This window comes from Actinocrispum wychmicini (assembly GCF_004345645.1).
Classification (GTDB): domain Bacteria; phylum Actinomycetota; class Actinomycetes; order Mycobacteriales; family Pseudonocardiaceae; genus Kibdelosporangium; species Kibdelosporangium wychmicini.
In genome coordinates this window covers 436336-451860 of the sequence record NZ_SLWS01000001.1, presented here as the reverse complement: position 1 = coordinate 451860, position 15525 = coordinate 436336, and the positions used below count along the sequence as shown (strand labels likewise).

Here is a 15525-nt window from a genome sequence, read left to right as displayed (position 1 = left end):
GGTGTGACCGCCGCAGCTAGTTCGGACGCCGATCTGATCGCGTCCCATGCCGCCGGGGATCCGCACGCGTTCTCAGAGCTTGTTCGCCGCCACCGGGACCGGATGTGGGCGGTGGCCCTGCGCACCCTACGTGATCCGGAGGAGGCCGCGGACGCGCTCCAGGAGGCGTTCATCTCGGCGTTCCGGGCGGCCAGCTCGTTCCGGGCCGAGTCGCAGGTGACCACCTGGCTGCACCGGATCGTGGTGAACGCGTGTCTGGACCGCGTACGGCGTCGTCAAGCGCGCCCGACTGTGCCACTGCCGGAGACCGGGCCATCCGAGCCCGTCACTCCGGGTGACGCCATGTCCGACCGGGAGACCAGTCTGGTCGTGCGGGGCGCGCTGGCCGAGTTGTCCGAGGAACAGCGTGTGCCGATCCTGCTCGTCGACGTCGAGGGCTACTCGGTGGCCGAGACCGCCCAGATGCTCGGCATCGCCGAGGGAACGGTGAAAAGCCGCTGCGCCCGGGGCCGGGCCAAGCTGGCGAAAGTTCTCGGGCATCTGCGGAACCCGGGTGCAGATGCGAACGTCCCAGGTGACGCAACTGATCCGCGCGATGGGCGTCCACGGCGTCACTGGGAGGGGACATGACAGGCATCGAGAGGGGGAGCGGTGGGCCCCCGTGGTCGGTTGACCTGCTCGCCGACCTCCAGGCAGGTGCGCTGGACCCTCAAGCCGCCGCCGAGCTGTGGCCGCGGGTGAACGCGGACCCGGCCGCGATGGAGATCATCGCGGCGCTCGAGGCCACCCAGGCCGACCTGCGCGAGTTCGCGTTCGCGCCCGCCCCGCCGATGCCGGCGCGCTTCGCGGCCCGGTTGGACGAGGCGATCGCGACCGAGTCCCGGGCCCGGTCACAGTCCGTACACGTCCCGCCGCCCGCGCCGGGACACGCGCCGGTGATCAACCTGGCGGATGCCCGCAAACGCCGCAACAGGCGGCTCGGGTGGGGTGCCGGGTTTCTGGCCGCCGCGGCGGCCGCGGTAGGCATCGCCTTCGCTGCGGTCCCGTCGGGGACGTCAACGCCAGGCGTGGCCCAGCAGACCAGCAGCAACGACAACGGCGCCGCGCCGGGTCCGTTGGCCTTCACGTCCGATCAGTTGGGCAAGGAGCAGTTGAACGCCGCGCGTGGCCACAACGACTACGGCACGTTCAGCGACAAGGACAAGCTGACCGCGTGCCTCGCGGCCAACGGGATCTCGACGAAGGTTCAGCCGCTCGGCGCCCGTCAGGTCACGGTGGACGGCAAATCGGGCACGTTGCTCGTGTTGTCCCATAGCGCGACGCAGTTCCGGCTCGTGGTCGTGGGTCCGGACTGCGGTCCGGGCACCCCGGCGAAGCTCGCGGACAAGACCGTCTCGTAATCCGGCTGGAAAGTGGGGATCCTCGAAGTGAGGGTCCCCGTTTTCGGGATTTCGCGTAGTGCGCCCCGTCACCCGTCAGGTGTGGAACAACCGACACCTACGATCGTGTTGACAAGGGTGTATCGGCGGGAAGGTCGGAGGTCAGATGGCCGTGCAGGACGAAGTCCGTAACTTGATCGTCGTCGGTTCAGGTCCGGCGGGATACACGGCCGCGGTCTACGCAGCACGCGCCCAGCTGTCGCCCCTCGTGTTCGAGGGCACCCAGTTCGGTGGCGCGCTGATGACCACGACCGAGGTGGAGAACTACCCGGGGTTCCGCGACGGGATCATGGGCCCGGACCTGATGGACCAGATGCGTCAGCAGGCCGAGCGGTTCGGCGCGGAGCTGCGGGCCGAGGACGTGGAGTCGGTCGAGCTGACCGGCCCGGTCAAGTACGTCACCGCGAACGGTGTCCGCTACCCGGCGAAGACCGTCGTGCTGGCGATGGGCGCCGCTGCCCGGTATATGCACGTGCCCGGTGAGCAGGAGCTGCTCGGCCGTGGTGTGTCGGCGTGTGCGACCTGTGACGGGTTCTTCTTCCGCGGCCACGACATCATCGTGGTCGGCGGCGGCGACTCGGCCATGGAGGAAGCCACCTTCCTGACCAAGTTCGCCGACTCGGTGACGATCGTGCACCGCCGCGAGGAGTTCCGTGCCTCGCGGATCATGCTCGACCGGGCCCGAGCCAACGAGAAGATCAAGTGGCGCACCAACGCCGAGGTGGTCGAGGTGCTCGGCGACGACAAGGTCACGAGCGTGCGCCTGCGTGACACCCGGACGGGTGAGCTGAGCACGGTGGACGCGACTGGCATGTTCGTGGCGATCGGGCACGACCCGCGCAGCGCGCTGGTCGCCGGCCAGGTCGACACGGACGCCGAGGGATACGTGCTGGTCCGTGACCAGAGCACGTACACGAACCTCGACGGCGTGTTCGCCGCGGGCGACCTGGTCGACCGCACGTACCGGCAGGCAATCACGGCGGCCGGTTCCGGATGCGCCGCGGCCATCGACGCGGAGCGCTGGCTCGCCGAGCACGGCGAGAAGCACGCCCACGAGGCCCCGGAACTCGTCGGTGGCGGTTACGCCCCGACCCACAACTGACACCGACAGGAGAGAACGTTGACCGGCAAACCCGTCACCGTCACTGACAGTTCCTTCACCGAGGATGTTCTGCAGAGCGACAAGCCCGTGCTGGTCGACTTCTGGGCGACCTGGTGCGGTCCGTGCCGCATGGTCGCGCCCGTGCTCGAGGAGATCGCCGCCGAACACGCGGAGAAGATCACCATCGCCAAGGTGGACATCGACGCGAACCCGTCCGTGGCCCAGGACTACCAGATCATGTCCATCCCGACGATGATCGTGTTCCAGGGCGGCCGTCCAGTGAAGCAGATCGTCGGCGCCAAGCCGAAGGCGGCTCTGTTGAAAGACCTTGCCGACTACGTCGGCTAAGATCATCACCACCGGCCCGGGGACCGGCACTCCGAGTGAGTACCAGGTCCCCGGGTCGTGTCATGTTTCGGCCTTTCAGGCAGGGGTCCGGTGACCAGTCGGACGCGGGACGTGACCCTACGCGGCATCTGGCCACCGGCAGGGCACAATAGCGGGCAGCACAAGCAGAATTAGTCGGTTTCTGCCAAGAACCTGAGTGAGGGGTGCATGCGGGAACTTCGCCGCGGTGACGCCGGACCGGCCGTAGCCGAGGTGCGGGCCACGCTCGCCGGGCTGGGCCTGTTGCCATCGGCCAACGGAACGCCCACAGCGCCGACGCTCGACCTTGCCGGCGGTTCTACGGCACCGATGCTCGACCCTGCAAGCAGGTCTTCGGAAGCACAGTTCGATCTTCCCCTTGAGCAGGCCGTTCGCGCGTTCCAGCAGCAGCGCGGCCTGATCACGGACGGCGTCGTGGGCGCGGCGACGTACCAGGCCCTGCGTGACGCCACGTACCGCCTCGGCGGTCGTCCGCTCGCCTACCTGGTGTCCGCGCCGGTCAGCGGCGACGACGTGCTGACCCTGCAGGAACGCCTGCTGGAGCTCGGCTACGACGCCGGCCGGCCGAACGGGGTCTTCGGCGCCCAGACCGAGGCGGCGCTCCGCAATTTCCAGCGTGACTACGGCCTGACGGTCGACGGTATGTGCGGCGCGGAGACGGTCCGTGCTCTGCGGCAGCTGTCCCCGCGCGCCCGCGGCGGCCAGCCGGTGCTGCTGCGTGAGCAGGAACGGGTCCGCCGCGCTGGTCCTCGGCTGCGGGGCAAGCGGATCGTGATCGACCCTGGTCATGGCGGCGACGACACCGGTGTGACGGTGGACGGCATCCGCGAGTCCGACCTGATGTGGGACCTCGCCAGACGCCTGGAGGGCCGGATGGTGGCCACCGGCATGGAGGCCCTGCTGTCCCGTGGGCCGGACCAGTGCCCCACCGAGGCCGAGCGGGCCGAGTTCGCCAACGAGGCCACCGGGGACGTCTTCCTGTCCCTGCACTGCGACAAGAACTCCGCACCGCGCGCGCAGGGCGTGGCGACCTTCTACTTCGGCGCCGGCACCAGCGGCACGTCCACGCTGGGGGAGGCGCTCGCCGGGTTCATCCAGCGCGAGCTGACCGCCCGTACGGGCATGCAGAACTGCCGTACGCACTCCAAGACGTGGGACTCGCTGCGGCTGACCCGCTGCCCGGCGGTCCGGGTCGAGATCGGCTATCTGACGAACACCGAGGACCGGGCGCGGCTGTCCGACCCGGCCTTCCGTGACCTCGTCGCGGAAGGCATCCTCGTGTCCGTCAAGCGCCTGTACCTGCTTGGCGAAGGCGACCAGCCGACCGGGACGTTCTCGTTCGCCGACGTCATGCGGCACGAGCTCGCCAAGGCCGAATAAGGCGGCTCAGCGCTGGTAGACCGGGCTGGCGGTGGTCACCTGGACCGTCCCCAGCAGCCGCTCCAGCGCCGCCTCGACGTCTTCCTTCCAGGTGATGGCGCTCCGCAGCTCCAGGCGCATCCGCGGCCACTTGGCGTGCGGCCGGACGGTCTTGAAGCCGACGCACGCCAGGAACTCGGACGACACGACACAGCTGGGCTCGTCGTCCGGCTTGGCGTTGCCGAACGCCTCGACGGCCTTGACTCCCCGGCGCGTCAGGTCCTTGGCCACTGCTTGCACCAGCATCCGGCCCAGCCCGCCGCCACGGAACTCCGGCAGCACGTAGAACCCGGTCAGGATGACCGCGTCCGGGCTGATCGGCGAGGTGGGGAACGCCAGGGACCGCGGTACCGCGTTCGGCGGGGCGTAGAGGACGAAGCCCACCGGGAGCTTGTCGGAGTACACCAGCCGCCCGCATGAGCCCCATTCCAGCAGCACGCTGGAGACCCACGCCTCCTTCTCCAGCTCCGTCTCACCGAACTGCTCGGCCTGCTCCTTCAGGTGCGGGGCCAGCTCCCAGAACACACAACCCCGTGAGTGCTTGGGGAGGTGGTCCAGGTTGTCCAGTGTGATGCCGACGACACGTCGCGACACCCAACCTCCCCGCGCCCGTCGAGACCGTAGAAAAAGGGCATGGCTCATCCGCCAACGGCCCGCCTACAGGATAGGTCGATGTGACAAGCGCCGGAAGCGTCAGGACCTGATCGAGGCCAGAGTTACACTCGCTTGACTGACGAGCGAGGTGGCGTATGCACTCGGAGGAATCACCGGAGAGTCATCCCCTGACGTCTTCGGCCGGCCAGAATCTCGATCCGCATCTGCGTCGTTACGCGGCGCGAGCGGCGGGCATGACGGCATCCGAGGTACGAGCGCTGTTCGCGGTCGCCAGCCGCCCCGAGGTGGTGTCGCTCGCCGGCGGCATGCCCAACCTGGCCGCGCTGCCGCTGGACTCGATCGCCAGTGAGGTCGCGTCCCTGATCGCGCGCGAGGGCATGGTCGCCCTGCAGTACGGCTCGGCGCACGGCGTGCCGGCGTTGCGCGAGCAGATCTGTGACGTGATGGCCCTGGAGGGCATCAGCGGCCACCCGGACGACATCGTGGTCACGGTCGGCTCCCAGATGGCGTTGGACCTGGTGACCAGGATCTTCTGCGACCCCGGCGACATCGTGCTGGCCGAGGGACCGTCCTATGTGGGCGCGCTCGGTACTTTCGCGGCGTACCAGGCGAATGTCGTGCACGTCGAGATGGACGACGACGGCCTGATCCCAGAAGCGTTGCGGCAGGCGCTGTCCGTGGCCGAGAGCCGTGGGCAGCGGGTCAAATTCCTTTACACCATCCCGAATTTCCACAATCCGGCCGGCATCACGCTCGCGGTGTCCCGCCGAGCCGAGATCCTGGAGATCTGCCGTCGCGCGGGCGTCCTTGTGGTCGAGGACAACCCGTACGGCCTGCTCGGCTTCGACGGCCAGACGTACCCCGCGCTGCGGTCGATGGACCCGGACAACGTGGTCTACCTCGGCTCGTTCTCCAAGACCTTCGCGTCCGGGCTGCGGGTCGGCTGGGCCCTCGCGCCGCACGCGGTGCGCGAAAAGCTTGTGCTGGCAGCGGAAGCGACGACGTTGTGCCCGCCGACGCTGAACCAGCTGATCGTGTCCCGCTACCTGGAGACGCACGACTGGCAGGGCCAGATCAAGTCGTTCCAGCAGACCTATCGGGAACGTCGGGACGCGTTGCTCAGCGGCCTGGAGCAGCACATGCCGGCCGGTTGCACGTGGACGAAGCCGGACGGTGGCTTCTTCGTGTGGATGACCACGCCCGAAGGCATTGACACCAAAGCGATGTTGCCGCGGGCGGTCACCGCGCGCGTCGCGTACGTCTCGGGCACCGGCTTCTATGGCGACGGGTTCGGCAGCCGGCAGATGCGCTTGTCGTTCTGCTACCCGACGCCCGAGCGGATCAAAGAAGGCATCCGGCGGCTGGCGGTCGTGCTGGAGCAGGAGTTGGAGCTGTACCGCACGTTCGGCCCGGCGTCGCGCCGGATCACGTCCGGACCGCAGACGCCGTCGCCGGACACGGCATAATCTCACGACGTGTCCGAACGATCCGTTGCCGTCCTGTCCGGTGGGCTGTCGCACGAGCGTGACGTGTCCTTGCGCTCGGGCCGGCGGCTCTCCGCCGCTCTGCGCTCGGTCGGCATGTTCGTCGACGAGTGGGATACCGACGCCTCACTGCTGACGCATCTCACCGAGCAACGCCCGGACGCGGTCGTGGTCGCGTTGCACGGCGGCGAAGGCGAGAACGGATCCATCCAGACCGTCCTGGAGATGCTGGAGTTGCCGTTCGTCGGCGCCGACTCGCATGCCTGCCGACGGGCTTGGGACAAACCCGGGGCGAAGGGTGAGATTGGCCGGTCCGGGCTGACCACCCCGGACTGGGTCGTGCTGCCGCACACCACGTTCCGGGAACTGGGCGCGCAGGCGGTGTTGGACGCGATGGTGGCCCGGCTGGGCCTGCCGTTGATGCTCAAGCCGGACCAGGGTGGGTCCGCGCTGGGCGCCCAGGTGGTCCGTGAGGCGGCGGAACTGCCGGCGGCGATGGTCGGCTGCCTGGCCTACGGCGACACGGTGTTGGCCGAGCAGCTCATCGAAGGCGTTGAAGTCGCGGTCACTGTCGTCGACAGCGCGAACGGCCCGCAGGCACTGCCGGCGGTGGAGATCGTTCCGGAAGGCGGGGTGTACGACTACACCGCTCGTTACACCGCTGGGTTGACGAACTTCCACACCCCCGCGCGGCTCGACCCCAAGGCGGCGACCGCGGTGGCGGAATTGGCGGTGTCCGCTCACCGACTGCTGGGATTGCGTGACGTGTCCCGCACCGACGCGATCGTGGACGAGAACGGCACGGTCCACTTCCTGGAAGTGAATGTCTCGCCGGGCCTGACCGAGACCTCGCTGCTGCCGATGGCGACGGAGGCCGCAGGTCGTTCCCTCGGCGAGATCTACGCCGAACTCGTCGACCGCGCGATCGCCCGAACCTGATCTTCACAAGAGCGACCGGTCGCGCTTTCTGTCGGACGATCGGTCGCGTGGCCGGGCGGGGAGCCCGGCGCGACCGCCTCGTTTCAAACCGGACAAATCAGCATCGTCACCGTGACGTAACTGGGTAGGGTGGTTATACATCCCCCTGCAACGCCCGTTTTGTCCCATTTTGTTGCATGAGTTCAACGATCCGTTCAAGATCGTCCACCGACCCGAACTCGACCACGATCCGGCCCTTGCGCTGACCCAACTCGACCTTCACCCGGGTGTCGAACCGATCGGAGAGCCGCTCGGCCAGATCCTGGAGCCCGGGGGCGTGCATCGGCTTGCGCTGTGGCGCCGCCTTCGGCTTGGCGTCCGGCTCGTTCTTCGCGAGCGTGACCGCTTCCTCGGTCGCCCGGACCGACATGCCCTCGGCCACGATCTTGGTCGCGAGCTCTTCCTGCGCCTCTGACCGCTCCAACCCGAGCAACGCGCGGGCGTGGCCGGCGGAGAGCACACCGGCCGCGACCCTCCGCTGCACGGGCAGGGGGAGTTTGAGCAACCGGATGGTGTTCGTGATGACCGGCCGGCTGCGGCCGATCCGGCTGGCGAGTTCCTCGTGGGTGACTTCGAACTCGTCGAGCAGCTGCTGGTACGCGGCCGCCTCTTCGAGCGGGTTGAGCTGCACCCGGTGGATGTTCTCGAGCAGGGCGTCCCGCAGCATGGCGTCGTCGGCCGTCTGCCGCACGATCGCCGGGATCTTCTCCAGCTCGGCCTGTTGCGACGCGCGCAGCCGGCGCTCGCCCATCACCAGCTCGTACGAACCGCCGCCGAGATCCCGGACCACGATCGGCTGCATCAGGCCGAACTCGCGGATCGAGTGCTCCAGCTCGGCCAGCGCCTCCTCGTCGAAGACCTGGCGCGGCTGCTTCGGGTTCGGCCTGATCGCCGAGGTGAGGATCTCCTTGTACACCGCCCCCGCGACCTCGCCGACCGGCTCGGCGGTTCCCCGTGACGGCACCGGCCGTTTCGAGATGGCCGGCGCCGCGTCGTCCGCGGGACCGCTGGGGATCAAGGCGGCCAGACCACGACCCAGACCGCCCTTGCGCACCGGTGGGGACTCCGGCTTCATTCCGCCGCACCCCGTTCGGCGAGTTCACGGGACGCGTCCAGGTAGCTCATCGCACCCCGCGAACCTGGGTCGTAGGCGAGCACGGTCTGCCCGAAGCTCGGCGCCTCGGAGACCTTCACGTTGCGCGGGATGACCGTCTGCAGGACCACGTCACCGAAGTGCGTCCGCACCTCGGCGCTGACCTGGTCGGCGAGCTTGGTCCGGCCGTCGTACATCGTCAGCAGGATCGTGGACAGGTCCAGGTCCGGGTTCAGGTGCTTCTGCACCAGGTCGACGTTCTTCAGCAGCTGGCTCAGACCCTCCAGCGCGTAGTACTCGCACTGGATCGGGATGAGCACCTCCTGCGCGGCGACCATCGCGTTGACCGTCAGCAGGCCGAGCGATGGCGGGCAGTCGATGAAGACGTAGTCCGGCCCCAGTTCGTCGAACGCCTCGTCGGTGAGTGCCGCCTTCAGCCGGGACTCCCGTCCGTGCATCTCGACCAACTCGATCTCGGCACCGGCGAGGTCTATGGTCGCCGGCACGCACCACAGGTTCGGCGACTGGTCGCTGACCTGAGCGGCTTCCTTCAGCGAGACCTCACCCAGCAGCACTTCGTAGATGGACGGCGTGCCCGAGCGGTGTTCGACGCCGAGTGCGGTGCTGGCGTTGCCCTGTGGGTCGAGGTCGATCACGAGCACCTTGAGCCCATGCATCGCCAGCCCAGCCGCGAGGTTCACCGCGCTGGTCGTCTTGCCGACGCCCCCCTTTTGGTTGGCGACGGTCATGACGCGACGGTGGGAGGGTTTGGGGAACTGCCGGTCGGGGTGGAGGAGCTTCGCTGCGCGCTCGGCCTCCTCGGCGATCGGCGTCCAGTTCACTTCGCCGGTCGGGATCGGATGACTCACGGGTGGCTGCACCTCCTCGGCGCCGGCGGCACCGTCTCAAGTTTCACGTGGAACATGCGTCGGTTCGATCCTTTCCTCATCGCCGCCTGCGGTGACGCCCGGCAGCTGGTTCAGCACGCCGCACGACCACGACGGTCGCGGGCTCATCCAGCCCGCGTCCACACGTCTGCACCACCGGGTCGACCCCGCCCGCACGGGCGATCTCGTCCCGGTCTCGTTCGATCTCCTCGGCAGCGCTCGATCCTTTGAGTGCGATCAGCTGACCGCCGACCCGCAGCAGGGGGAGGCACCACCCGGCGAGCTTGCCGAGCGGCGCCACCGCACGGGCAGTCGCCACATCCCGGTCGCTCACTCGCTGCCGGATCGCCTTCTCCTCGGCGCGACCGCGGACTACCTCTACGTTGGTGAGTTCGAGCTTCGTCACGACCTCTTCGAGCCAGGCGATCCGACGAGCCATCGGCTCCAGCAACACCACGGACAGATCCGGTCGGGCGATCGCCAACGGAATGCCCGGCAGTCCGGCGCCCGAGCCGACATCGACCACGGCGGCGCCCTGCGGCACGCACTCGGCGATGGCCACCGAGTTGAGGAGGTGCCGATCCCAGAGTCGGTCGACCTCACGTGGACCGATCAGGCCGCGCTCGACACCATGCACCGCCAGCAGCTCAGCGAATCGGGTCGCCCGATCCGAACCAGCGCCGAACGCCTCAGCCACCACGTCGGTCATGAACTCCATCCGATGTTCCACGTGAAACGTGCCGGTCTCGATTGTCGTCGATCGGCGAGGCTTGTCCCGCGCGGACCCACCGGAAATCAGGGAGGCGTTTCACGTGAAACACGTGTGGCGCGGCACGGCGTTCAGCTTCTCACATAACCGGGCCGAAAAAAGAACGCGGTCCGCCAAATTCGGCGGACCGCGTCCAAAGTCACTCAGACGTGTCAGGGCTTCGGGAAAATCACCACACGTCGACGGGGGTCCTCGCCCTCGCTCTCGCTGTGCACACCTTCGACTTCGGCCACCGCGTCGTGCACGACCTTCCGCTCGAACGGCGTCATCGGCTGGAGCCGGACCTTCTCTCCAGTGCTGACCACCTTCTCCGCACTCGCCTTGCCAAGGTCACGCAACTCCTCGCGACGCTCGGCGCGCCACCCTGCGATGTCCAACATGAGCCGGCTACGCACGCCGGTCTCCTGCTGCACCGCGAGCCGGGTCAGCTCCTGCAACGCCTCAAGCGCGCTGCCACGTGGCCCGACGAGCTTCTCCAGATCGTCACCGCCATCGATGCTGACGATCGCCCGCCCGGCTTCGACATCCAGGTCGATGTCTCCGTCGAAGTCCAGCAGGTCGAGCAGGCGCTCGAGGTAGTCACCGGCGATGTCGCCTTCGCGAACCAGCAACTCCTCTCCGCTTGGGCCGGATCGAGCCGGCTTCTCTTCAGTGTCGGTCGCGCCTTCCGCCCCGAGGTCGGTGTCGGCTGCCGTCACGGTCTCTCCTCTCCAGGCCACGGATGACGTCATGGACGCTTCCGGCCTGACTTCTTGCTGGGGGATCGGTCTGAACCCAGACCGGAAACTTCGTCGCCGGAGCCGTTGTTGTCCGGCGCCGGATCTTGCTTGCGGTCACTGGGGACCGGGTCCTGTTTGCGGGCCGCCTGGTTCCTGGCGCCCTGCGGCTTGGCCGGCTGGTTCTTCCGGACCACCGGCTTGGCCCCCGGCGCAGGTTTGGCGCCCGGCGCGGGCTTGGCCCCGGGCGCGGGCTTCGACGCGGTCGGCTTGTTCGTGGTGCTCGCCGGCTTGGGCGTGTCGGTGGAGCCGGCGGTACCGGCCGGCTTCGCGGTGGCCGGGCGCTTCTTGACCTGGGTGGGCTTCTGGCCGACCTTCGGGCCGAGGGCGGTGCGCTTCTCGACCACGGCGGCCTTCTTCTCCTCTTCCTCGCGGTCGATCTTCTTGTAGATCAACCGCTGCTGGCCGAGGGTCCAGCCGTTGTTGCTCAACCAGTAGACGAGCAGACCGATCGGGAAGAACGCACCGAACACGAGCACGCCGAACGGGAACACGTACAGGGTGATCTTGTTCATGATCCCGGTCTGGGCCGTGGCCGTCGCCGGGTTCTGCCGCTCCACGTTGTGCCGCGCGGTGAGGTGCGTGGCGAAGCTGGCGACGATCATCAGCGGGATCGACACGATGATCACGGACGTGTGGTTCGCGCCCATCTCGGTGATCTGCTGGACCGGCTGCGCGATGAAGTTCGACAGCCGGGCGCCGAACAGGTCGGCGTGCATGTACGAGTTCACCTCGTCGGCGCCGAACATGTAGTTCTTGTCGGCGCCGGCGTGGAAGCCGCGGAGCACGTTGTTCAGGCCGAAGAAGACCGGGATCTGCAGGATCATCGGCAGGCAGCCGCCGAGTGGGTTGACCCCGTGCTGCGACTGCAGCTTCTGCATCTCCTGGGCGAGTTTCTGCCGGTCGTTCTTGTACTTGGCCTGGAGCTTCTTGATCTCCGGCGCGAACTCCTGCATCTTGCGCATCGAGCGGACCTGCTTGATGAACGGCTTGATCAGGATCGCGCGCACGGTGAACGTCAGGAAGATGATCCCGAGTACCCAGGCGACGCCGCTGGCCGGGCCGAAGACGAACCCGAAGACCTTGTGCCAACACCAGAGGATGAAGGACACCGGGTAGTTGATGAAATCGAGCACGGGGCTACTCCTCGGCGGGGCTGTGGTGAGCCGGGGTCAAAGTCTGGGGCGGCGCGTGGCCGCGGGTACGACGGGGTGGCACCGGGTCGATACCCCCGGGGTGCCACGGGCCGCAGCGCAACAGCCGGCGCACCGCGAGCCAGAGGCCCTTCAGCGCGCCGTGTACCTGCAACGCCTCGACGGCGTACGCGCTGCAACTCGGGTAGAAGCGGCAGCTCGGCGGGAGCGCCGGTGAGATCCACCGCTGGTAGGCCCGAATCGGCTGGACGAGCACCCATGCCACTGGACCGGTCCGGCGTCGTGCGCCATCCGGCTCGCCCACAGGGTCCAGCTTCGATTCAGTCACACCGCACCGCCGTCGGCCGGTACCAGCTTGAGCCGCCGGACGGCCGCGTCGAAGTCACTCCCGAGTTCGGCGCTCGACGCGGTGGCAGCCGCCGGCAGCGCCCGGACGACCAACGTGCTGCCTGGGGCCAGAGTTCCGAGCCGGTCGCGCACCAGGTGGCGCAGCCGGCGGGAGACCCGGTGGCGGACCACGGAGTTGCCCACAGCCTTGCTCACAACGAAGCCAACCCGGACGGGGTCGCCCGTCCGGGTCAGAGTCACGTCTTGCTGCCGGTCGGTCACCGCATGGACGACAAGCCGGGGTCGCCCGGCTCGTCGACCGTGCCGGGTCACTTGGGCGAAGTCGCCGCTACGCGTGAGCCGGGCGGTTGCGGGCAGCACGGTTGTCGTGCCGCCTGTCAGGCCGACAGTTCGGTACGGCCCTTGCGGCGGCGCGCGGACAGGATCGCCCGCCCCGCGCGGGTGCGCATGCGCAGCCGGAACCCGTGGGTCTTGGCGCGACGGCGGTTGTTCGGCTGGAAGGTGCGCTTGCCCTTGCTCACGGCTGTCGTTCTCCTGTACTTGCGTGGTCTCGGGTCTCCAGCCGGAGGTGGCCCACGACGGACCAGTGCGCGGGTCGCCGTGGTGACCATTTCTCTAGGCACGCGGAAGGCACCCGGCGCTAGCGGGAGACCCTCCGAGAGTACGTCACCGAACCGGGTCGGCCACTATCGGGGGTCTATCCCCAGCTCGTCCACGCGACACGCCGATCGCGGCGGGCGCGAGTCAGAGTCCCATCTTGTGGGCGACGGCGGCGCTTGTTAGCGTGCGGCTTCCGGTTTGTCACACGGGGAGTGGGAGCCCCGCCGTGTCATGTGCCACTCGGTACGTTGAACTCCAGGTGGGCTTTGCTGCGGTACGCCGTATCTTCGTGCACAGTTGTGGACAACCCTGTGGATGCCCTCGGGGCGCTTTCTCACATGACGTACCGTGCCGATGAGGGGAGGGGAGCCCGCCAGGTGTCCGAACACCAGATCAACCTTGGTCTCGTCTGGGAACAGGTCGTACGGGAACTGTCCGCTGGGACCCTGTCGCCCCAGCAGCGAGCCTGGATGCGGGTGACCCGACCGATCGGACTGTTGGACGGCACCGCGTTGCTGGCCGCGCCGAGCGACTTCGCGAAAGAGGCGATCGAGCGCGCCCTGCGCGAGCCGATCACCAACGCGCTGTCCCGCCGGCTCGGGCGGACAGTGTCCCTGGCGGTGAAGGTGGACACAGTCGGCTCGCCGACACCTCCGGTCCAGCCGATCGTGGACGGGCCGCCGACCGAACCGGTCGGGGTGACCGGGCCGATGGTCGCGGGCCCGCCAGTTGAGGACTCCGCCGCATCGGTCGAGTTGGGTGAGGCCGACGGTGAGGAAGTGGACGAGGAGGGCGAGGCGCTCGCCGCGGTCCACGAGATCTGGCCGACGTTCAACGGCAAGCAGCCGCCCACGTCCCAGCAGCCGTTCACCGCGCCGGCCCAGCCGCAGACCTCGAAGACCCGGCTGAACGAGAAGTACACGTTCGACACCTTCGTGATCGGCGCGTCGAACCGGTTCGCGCACGCGGCCGCCGTCGCCGTCGCCGAGGCCCCGGCCCGCGCGTACAACCCACTCTTTATCTGGGGGGAGTCCGGGCTGGGCAAGACCCACCTGCTGCACGCGGTCGGCCACTACGCCCAGCGACTGTTCCCGGGGATGCGGGTCCGGTACGTCTCGACCGAAGAGTTCACGAACGACTTCATCAACTCGCTGCGTGACGACCGGAAAGTGGCGTTCCAGCGCCGCTACCGCGACATCGACATCCTGTTGGTCGACGACATCCAGTTCCTGGAGGGCAAGGAAGGTACTCAGGAGGAGTTCTTCCACACCTTCAACACGCTGCACAACGCGAACAAGCAGATCGTGGTCTCCTCGGACCGGCCGCCCAAGCGGCTGGAGACCCTGGAGGACCGGCTGCGCACCCGGTTCGAGTGGGGCCTGATCACCGACATCCAGCCGCCCGAACTGGAGACCCGGATCGCGATCCTCCGCAAGAAGGCCGCCCAGGACCGGCTGAACGTGCCGGCCGAGGTACTCGAGTTCATCGCCGCCCGGATCGAGCACAACATCCGTGAGCTCGAAGGCGCGCTGATCCGGGTGACCGCGTTCGCCTCCCTCAACCGCCAGCCGGTGGACCTGGGCCTGGCCGAGATCGTGCTGCGCGACCTGATCCCGGACTCCCAGGTCCCGGAGATCAGCGCCTCGACGATCATGGCGGTCACCGCCGAGTTCTTCGGCGTGACGATCGAAGACCTGTGCGGCCCCGGCAAGACCAAGGCGCTCGCCCAGTCCCGACAGATCTCCATGTATCTGTGTCGAGAGCTGACCGACCTCTCCCTGCCGAAGATCGGCCAAACCTTCGGCGGCCGGGACCACACCACCGTGATGCACGCGGAGAAGAAGATCCGCAAGGAAATGGCCGAGCGCCGCCGGACCTACGACCAGGTCCAAGAACTCACATCCCGAATAAAGCAGCGCGCCCGCGGCTGACCCACGGGGTCCGGCCCGCCTCCCCTGAGCGACCCCCCACCCCGCTGCTTGGTCCCAGAAACCCCAGCCGATGCCCACCCCCAACGGGGCACCGACTGGGGTTCTTTCTGTACGGGTCCGGACCTTGGGCCGGACCCGTCAGGTAAATAGACCGTCGGACCGGCCGGAACTCATCGCACCCGAAGGTGGCCATCTGGCCCGTCCCACGCGTGTCGCGGCCGGGACTGGGGTCGGCCGAACCGATCATGCGATCAGGCGGATCCGGTGTCGGGACACCGGTCGTCGTCGGTCCGACCGGCCGGAATCTCGACCTTTTTCCCGCCTGTGGACGGCTGTCCACACCCCCAGAAAGTCGCCGGCGCGGTCGGATCCGGCCGATCCCATCACCCAACGGGGCGATTCGCGTCACTTCTCGCCATACACAGGCCCTGGGCATGGATCGACCCACATCTGGGGATGGGGCTGTGGACAACTCCCACATTGTGTGGACGGATCGAGGGCGCTCGGGAGTTGTACACCGCCGATCGGGTCTATCCACCGATC

At 68.2% G+C, this 15525-nt stretch carries 17 protein-coding genes; 8 read left to right on the top strand and 9 right to left on the bottom strand.

The features are described from left to right. Positions 1-3: 3 nt before the first annotated feature. The 5 genes from sigM to EV192_RS02230 all read left to right on the top strand — a co-directional run bounded on the left by sigM (position 4) and on the right by EV192_RS02230 (position 4308). Positions 4-630, top strand: coding sequence for an RNA polymerase sigma factor SigM (sigM, locus tag EV192_RS02250; RefSeq protein WP_132110579.1), 627 nt, complete (start codon positions 4-6; stop codon positions 628-630). After that, the gene (locus EV192_RS02245; protein WP_132110577.1) at positions 627-1400 is read left to right on the top strand and encodes a hypothetical protein; all 774 of its coding nucleotides are present in this window, start codon (positions 627-629) and stop codon (positions 1398-1400) included. The genes sigM and EV192_RS02245 overlap by 4 nt, the downstream gene beginning before the upstream one ends. A gap of 145 nt (positions 1401-1545) precedes the next feature. Continuing rightward, entirely contained in the window at positions 1546-2541 is a 996-nt protein-coding gene (gene trxB / locus EV192_RS02240; RefSeq protein WP_132110575.1) for a thioredoxin-disulfide reductase, read from the top strand. 18 nt (positions 2542-2559) lie between these two features. Continuing rightward, positions 2560-2889, top strand: coding sequence for a thioredoxin (gene trxA / locus EV192_RS02235; RefSeq protein ID WP_132110573.1), 330 nt, complete (start codon positions 2560-2562; stop codon positions 2887-2889). 207 nt (positions 2890-3096) lie between these two features. Continuing rightward, entirely contained in the window at positions 3097-4308 is a 1212-nt protein-coding gene (locus tag EV192_RS02230; RefSeq protein WP_132110571.1) for an N-acetylmuramoyl-L-alanine amidase, read from the top strand. A 6-nt stretch (positions 4309-4314) separates the two neighbouring features. On the opposite strand, the gene EV192_RS02225 is transcribed toward EV192_RS02230, so the two are convergent. Beyond that, positions 4315-4941 (bottom strand): GNAT family N-acetyltransferase, encoded by a 627-nt coding sequence (locus EV192_RS02225; protein WP_132110569.1) that lies wholly within the window; start codon positions 4939-4941, stop codon positions 4315-4317. A gap of 155 nt (positions 4942-5096) precedes the next feature. Here EV192_RS02225 and EV192_RS02220 point away from each other — a divergent pair, with 155 nt between their 5' ends. Then, complete coding sequence (locus EV192_RS02220) at positions 5097-6428, top strand: aminotransferase-like domain-containing protein (protein ID WP_132110567.1); 1332 nt, start codon at positions 5097-5099, stop codon at positions 6426-6428. A gap of 9 nt (positions 6429-6437) precedes the next feature. Continuing rightward, positions 6438-7385, top strand: a complete 948-nt coding sequence (locus EV192_RS02215) for a D-alanine--D-alanine ligase family protein (RefSeq protein WP_132110565.1) — start codon at positions 6438-6440, stop codon at positions 7383-7385. A 133-nt stretch (positions 7386-7518) separates the two neighbouring features. Here the strand turns inward: EV192_RS02215 and EV192_RS02210 are convergent, their stop codons facing one another. The 8 genes from EV192_RS02210 to rpmH all read right to left on the bottom strand — a co-directional run bounded on the left by EV192_RS02210 (position 7519) and on the right by rpmH (position 12972). Next, positions 7519-8499, bottom strand: a complete 981-nt coding sequence (locus EV192_RS02210; RefSeq protein WP_132110563.1) for a ParB/RepB/Spo0J family partition protein — start codon at positions 8497-8499, stop codon at positions 7519-7521. Beyond that, positions 8496-9398 carry a ParA family protein gene (locus EV192_RS02205; protein ID WP_132110561.1) on the bottom strand — a complete coding sequence of 301 codons (903 nt, stop codon included), beginning with the start codon at positions 9396-9398 and terminating at the stop codon, positions 8496-8498. The genes EV192_RS02210 and EV192_RS02205 overlap by 4 nt, the downstream gene beginning before the upstream one ends. Before the next feature lie 64 nt (positions 9399-9462). Continuing rightward, complete coding sequence (gene rsmG / locus EV192_RS02200) at positions 9463-10113, bottom strand: 16S rRNA (guanine(527)-N(7))-methyltransferase RsmG (RefSeq protein WP_243726584.1); 651 nt, start codon at positions 10111-10113, stop codon at positions 9463-9465. Between the two features lie 212 nt (positions 10114-10325). After that, positions 10326-10904, bottom strand: a complete 579-nt coding sequence (locus EV192_RS02195; protein WP_132110557.1) for a Jag family protein — start codon at positions 10902-10904, stop codon at positions 10326-10328. Continuing rightward, positions 10901-12085 carry a membrane protein insertase YidC gene (yidC, locus tag EV192_RS02190; protein WP_132110555.1) on the bottom strand — a complete coding sequence of 395 codons (1185 nt, stop codon included), beginning with the start codon at positions 12083-12085 and terminating at the stop codon, positions 10901-10903. Before yidC ends, EV192_RS02195 begins: the two co-directional genes overlap by 4 nt. 4 nt (positions 12086-12089) lie before the next feature. Beyond that, positions 12090-12431 (bottom strand): membrane protein insertion efficiency factor YidD, encoded by a 342-nt coding sequence (gene yidD / locus EV192_RS02185; protein ID WP_243726582.1) that lies wholly within the window; start codon positions 12429-12431, stop codon positions 12090-12092. Then, entirely contained in the window at positions 12428-12811 is a 384-nt protein-coding gene (gene rnpA, locus EV192_RS02180; RefSeq protein ID WP_132110553.1) for a ribonuclease P protein component, read from the bottom strand. The genes yidD and rnpA overlap by 4 nt, the downstream gene beginning before the upstream one ends. A 17-nt stretch (positions 12812-12828) precedes the next feature. After that, positions 12829-12972, bottom strand: a complete 144-nt coding sequence (gene rpmH, locus EV192_RS02175; RefSeq protein WP_132110551.1) for a 50S ribosomal protein L34 — start codon at positions 12970-12972, stop codon at positions 12829-12831. A 456-nt stretch (positions 12973-13428) separates the two neighbouring features. On the opposite strand from rpmH, the gene dnaA reads away from it, so the two are divergent. Further along, entirely contained in the window at positions 13429-14982 is a 1554-nt protein-coding gene (gene dnaA / locus EV192_RS02170; RefSeq protein ID WP_132110549.1) for a chromosomal replication initiator protein DnaA, read from the top strand. Positions 14983-15525 lie beyond the last annotated feature (543 nt).

Excerpts from the sequence above, each read along its gene's own strand:
- EV192_RS02245 (WP_132110577.1), top strand. The coding sequence starts at position 627 with ATGACAGGCATCGAGAGGGGGAGCGGTGGGCCCCCGTGGTCGGTTGAC.
- trxB (WP_132110575.1), top strand. The coding sequence starts at position 1,546 with ATGGCCGTGCAGGACGAAGTCCGTAACTTGATCGTCGTCGGTTCAGGT.
- EV192_RS02230 (WP_132110571.1), top strand. The coding sequence starts at position 3,097 with ATGCGGGAACTTCGCCGCGGTGACGCCGGACCGGCCGTAGCCGAGGTG.
- EV192_RS02220 (WP_132110567.1), top strand. The coding sequence starts at position 5,097 with ATGCACTCGGAGGAATCACCGGAGAGTCATCCCCTGACGTCTTCGGCC.
- EV192_RS02210 (WP_132110563.1), bottom strand. The coding sequence starts at position 8,499 with ATGAAGCCGGAGTCCCCACCGGTGCGCAAGGGCGGTCTGGGTCGTGGT.
- rsmG (WP_243726584.1), bottom strand. The coding sequence starts at position 10,113 with ATGACCGACGTGGTGGCTGAGGCGTTCGGCGCTGGTTCGGATCGGGCG.
- EV192_RS02195 (WP_132110557.1), bottom strand. The coding sequence starts at position 10,904 with ATGACGTCATCCGTGGCCTGGAGAGGAGAGACCGTGACGGCAGCCGAC.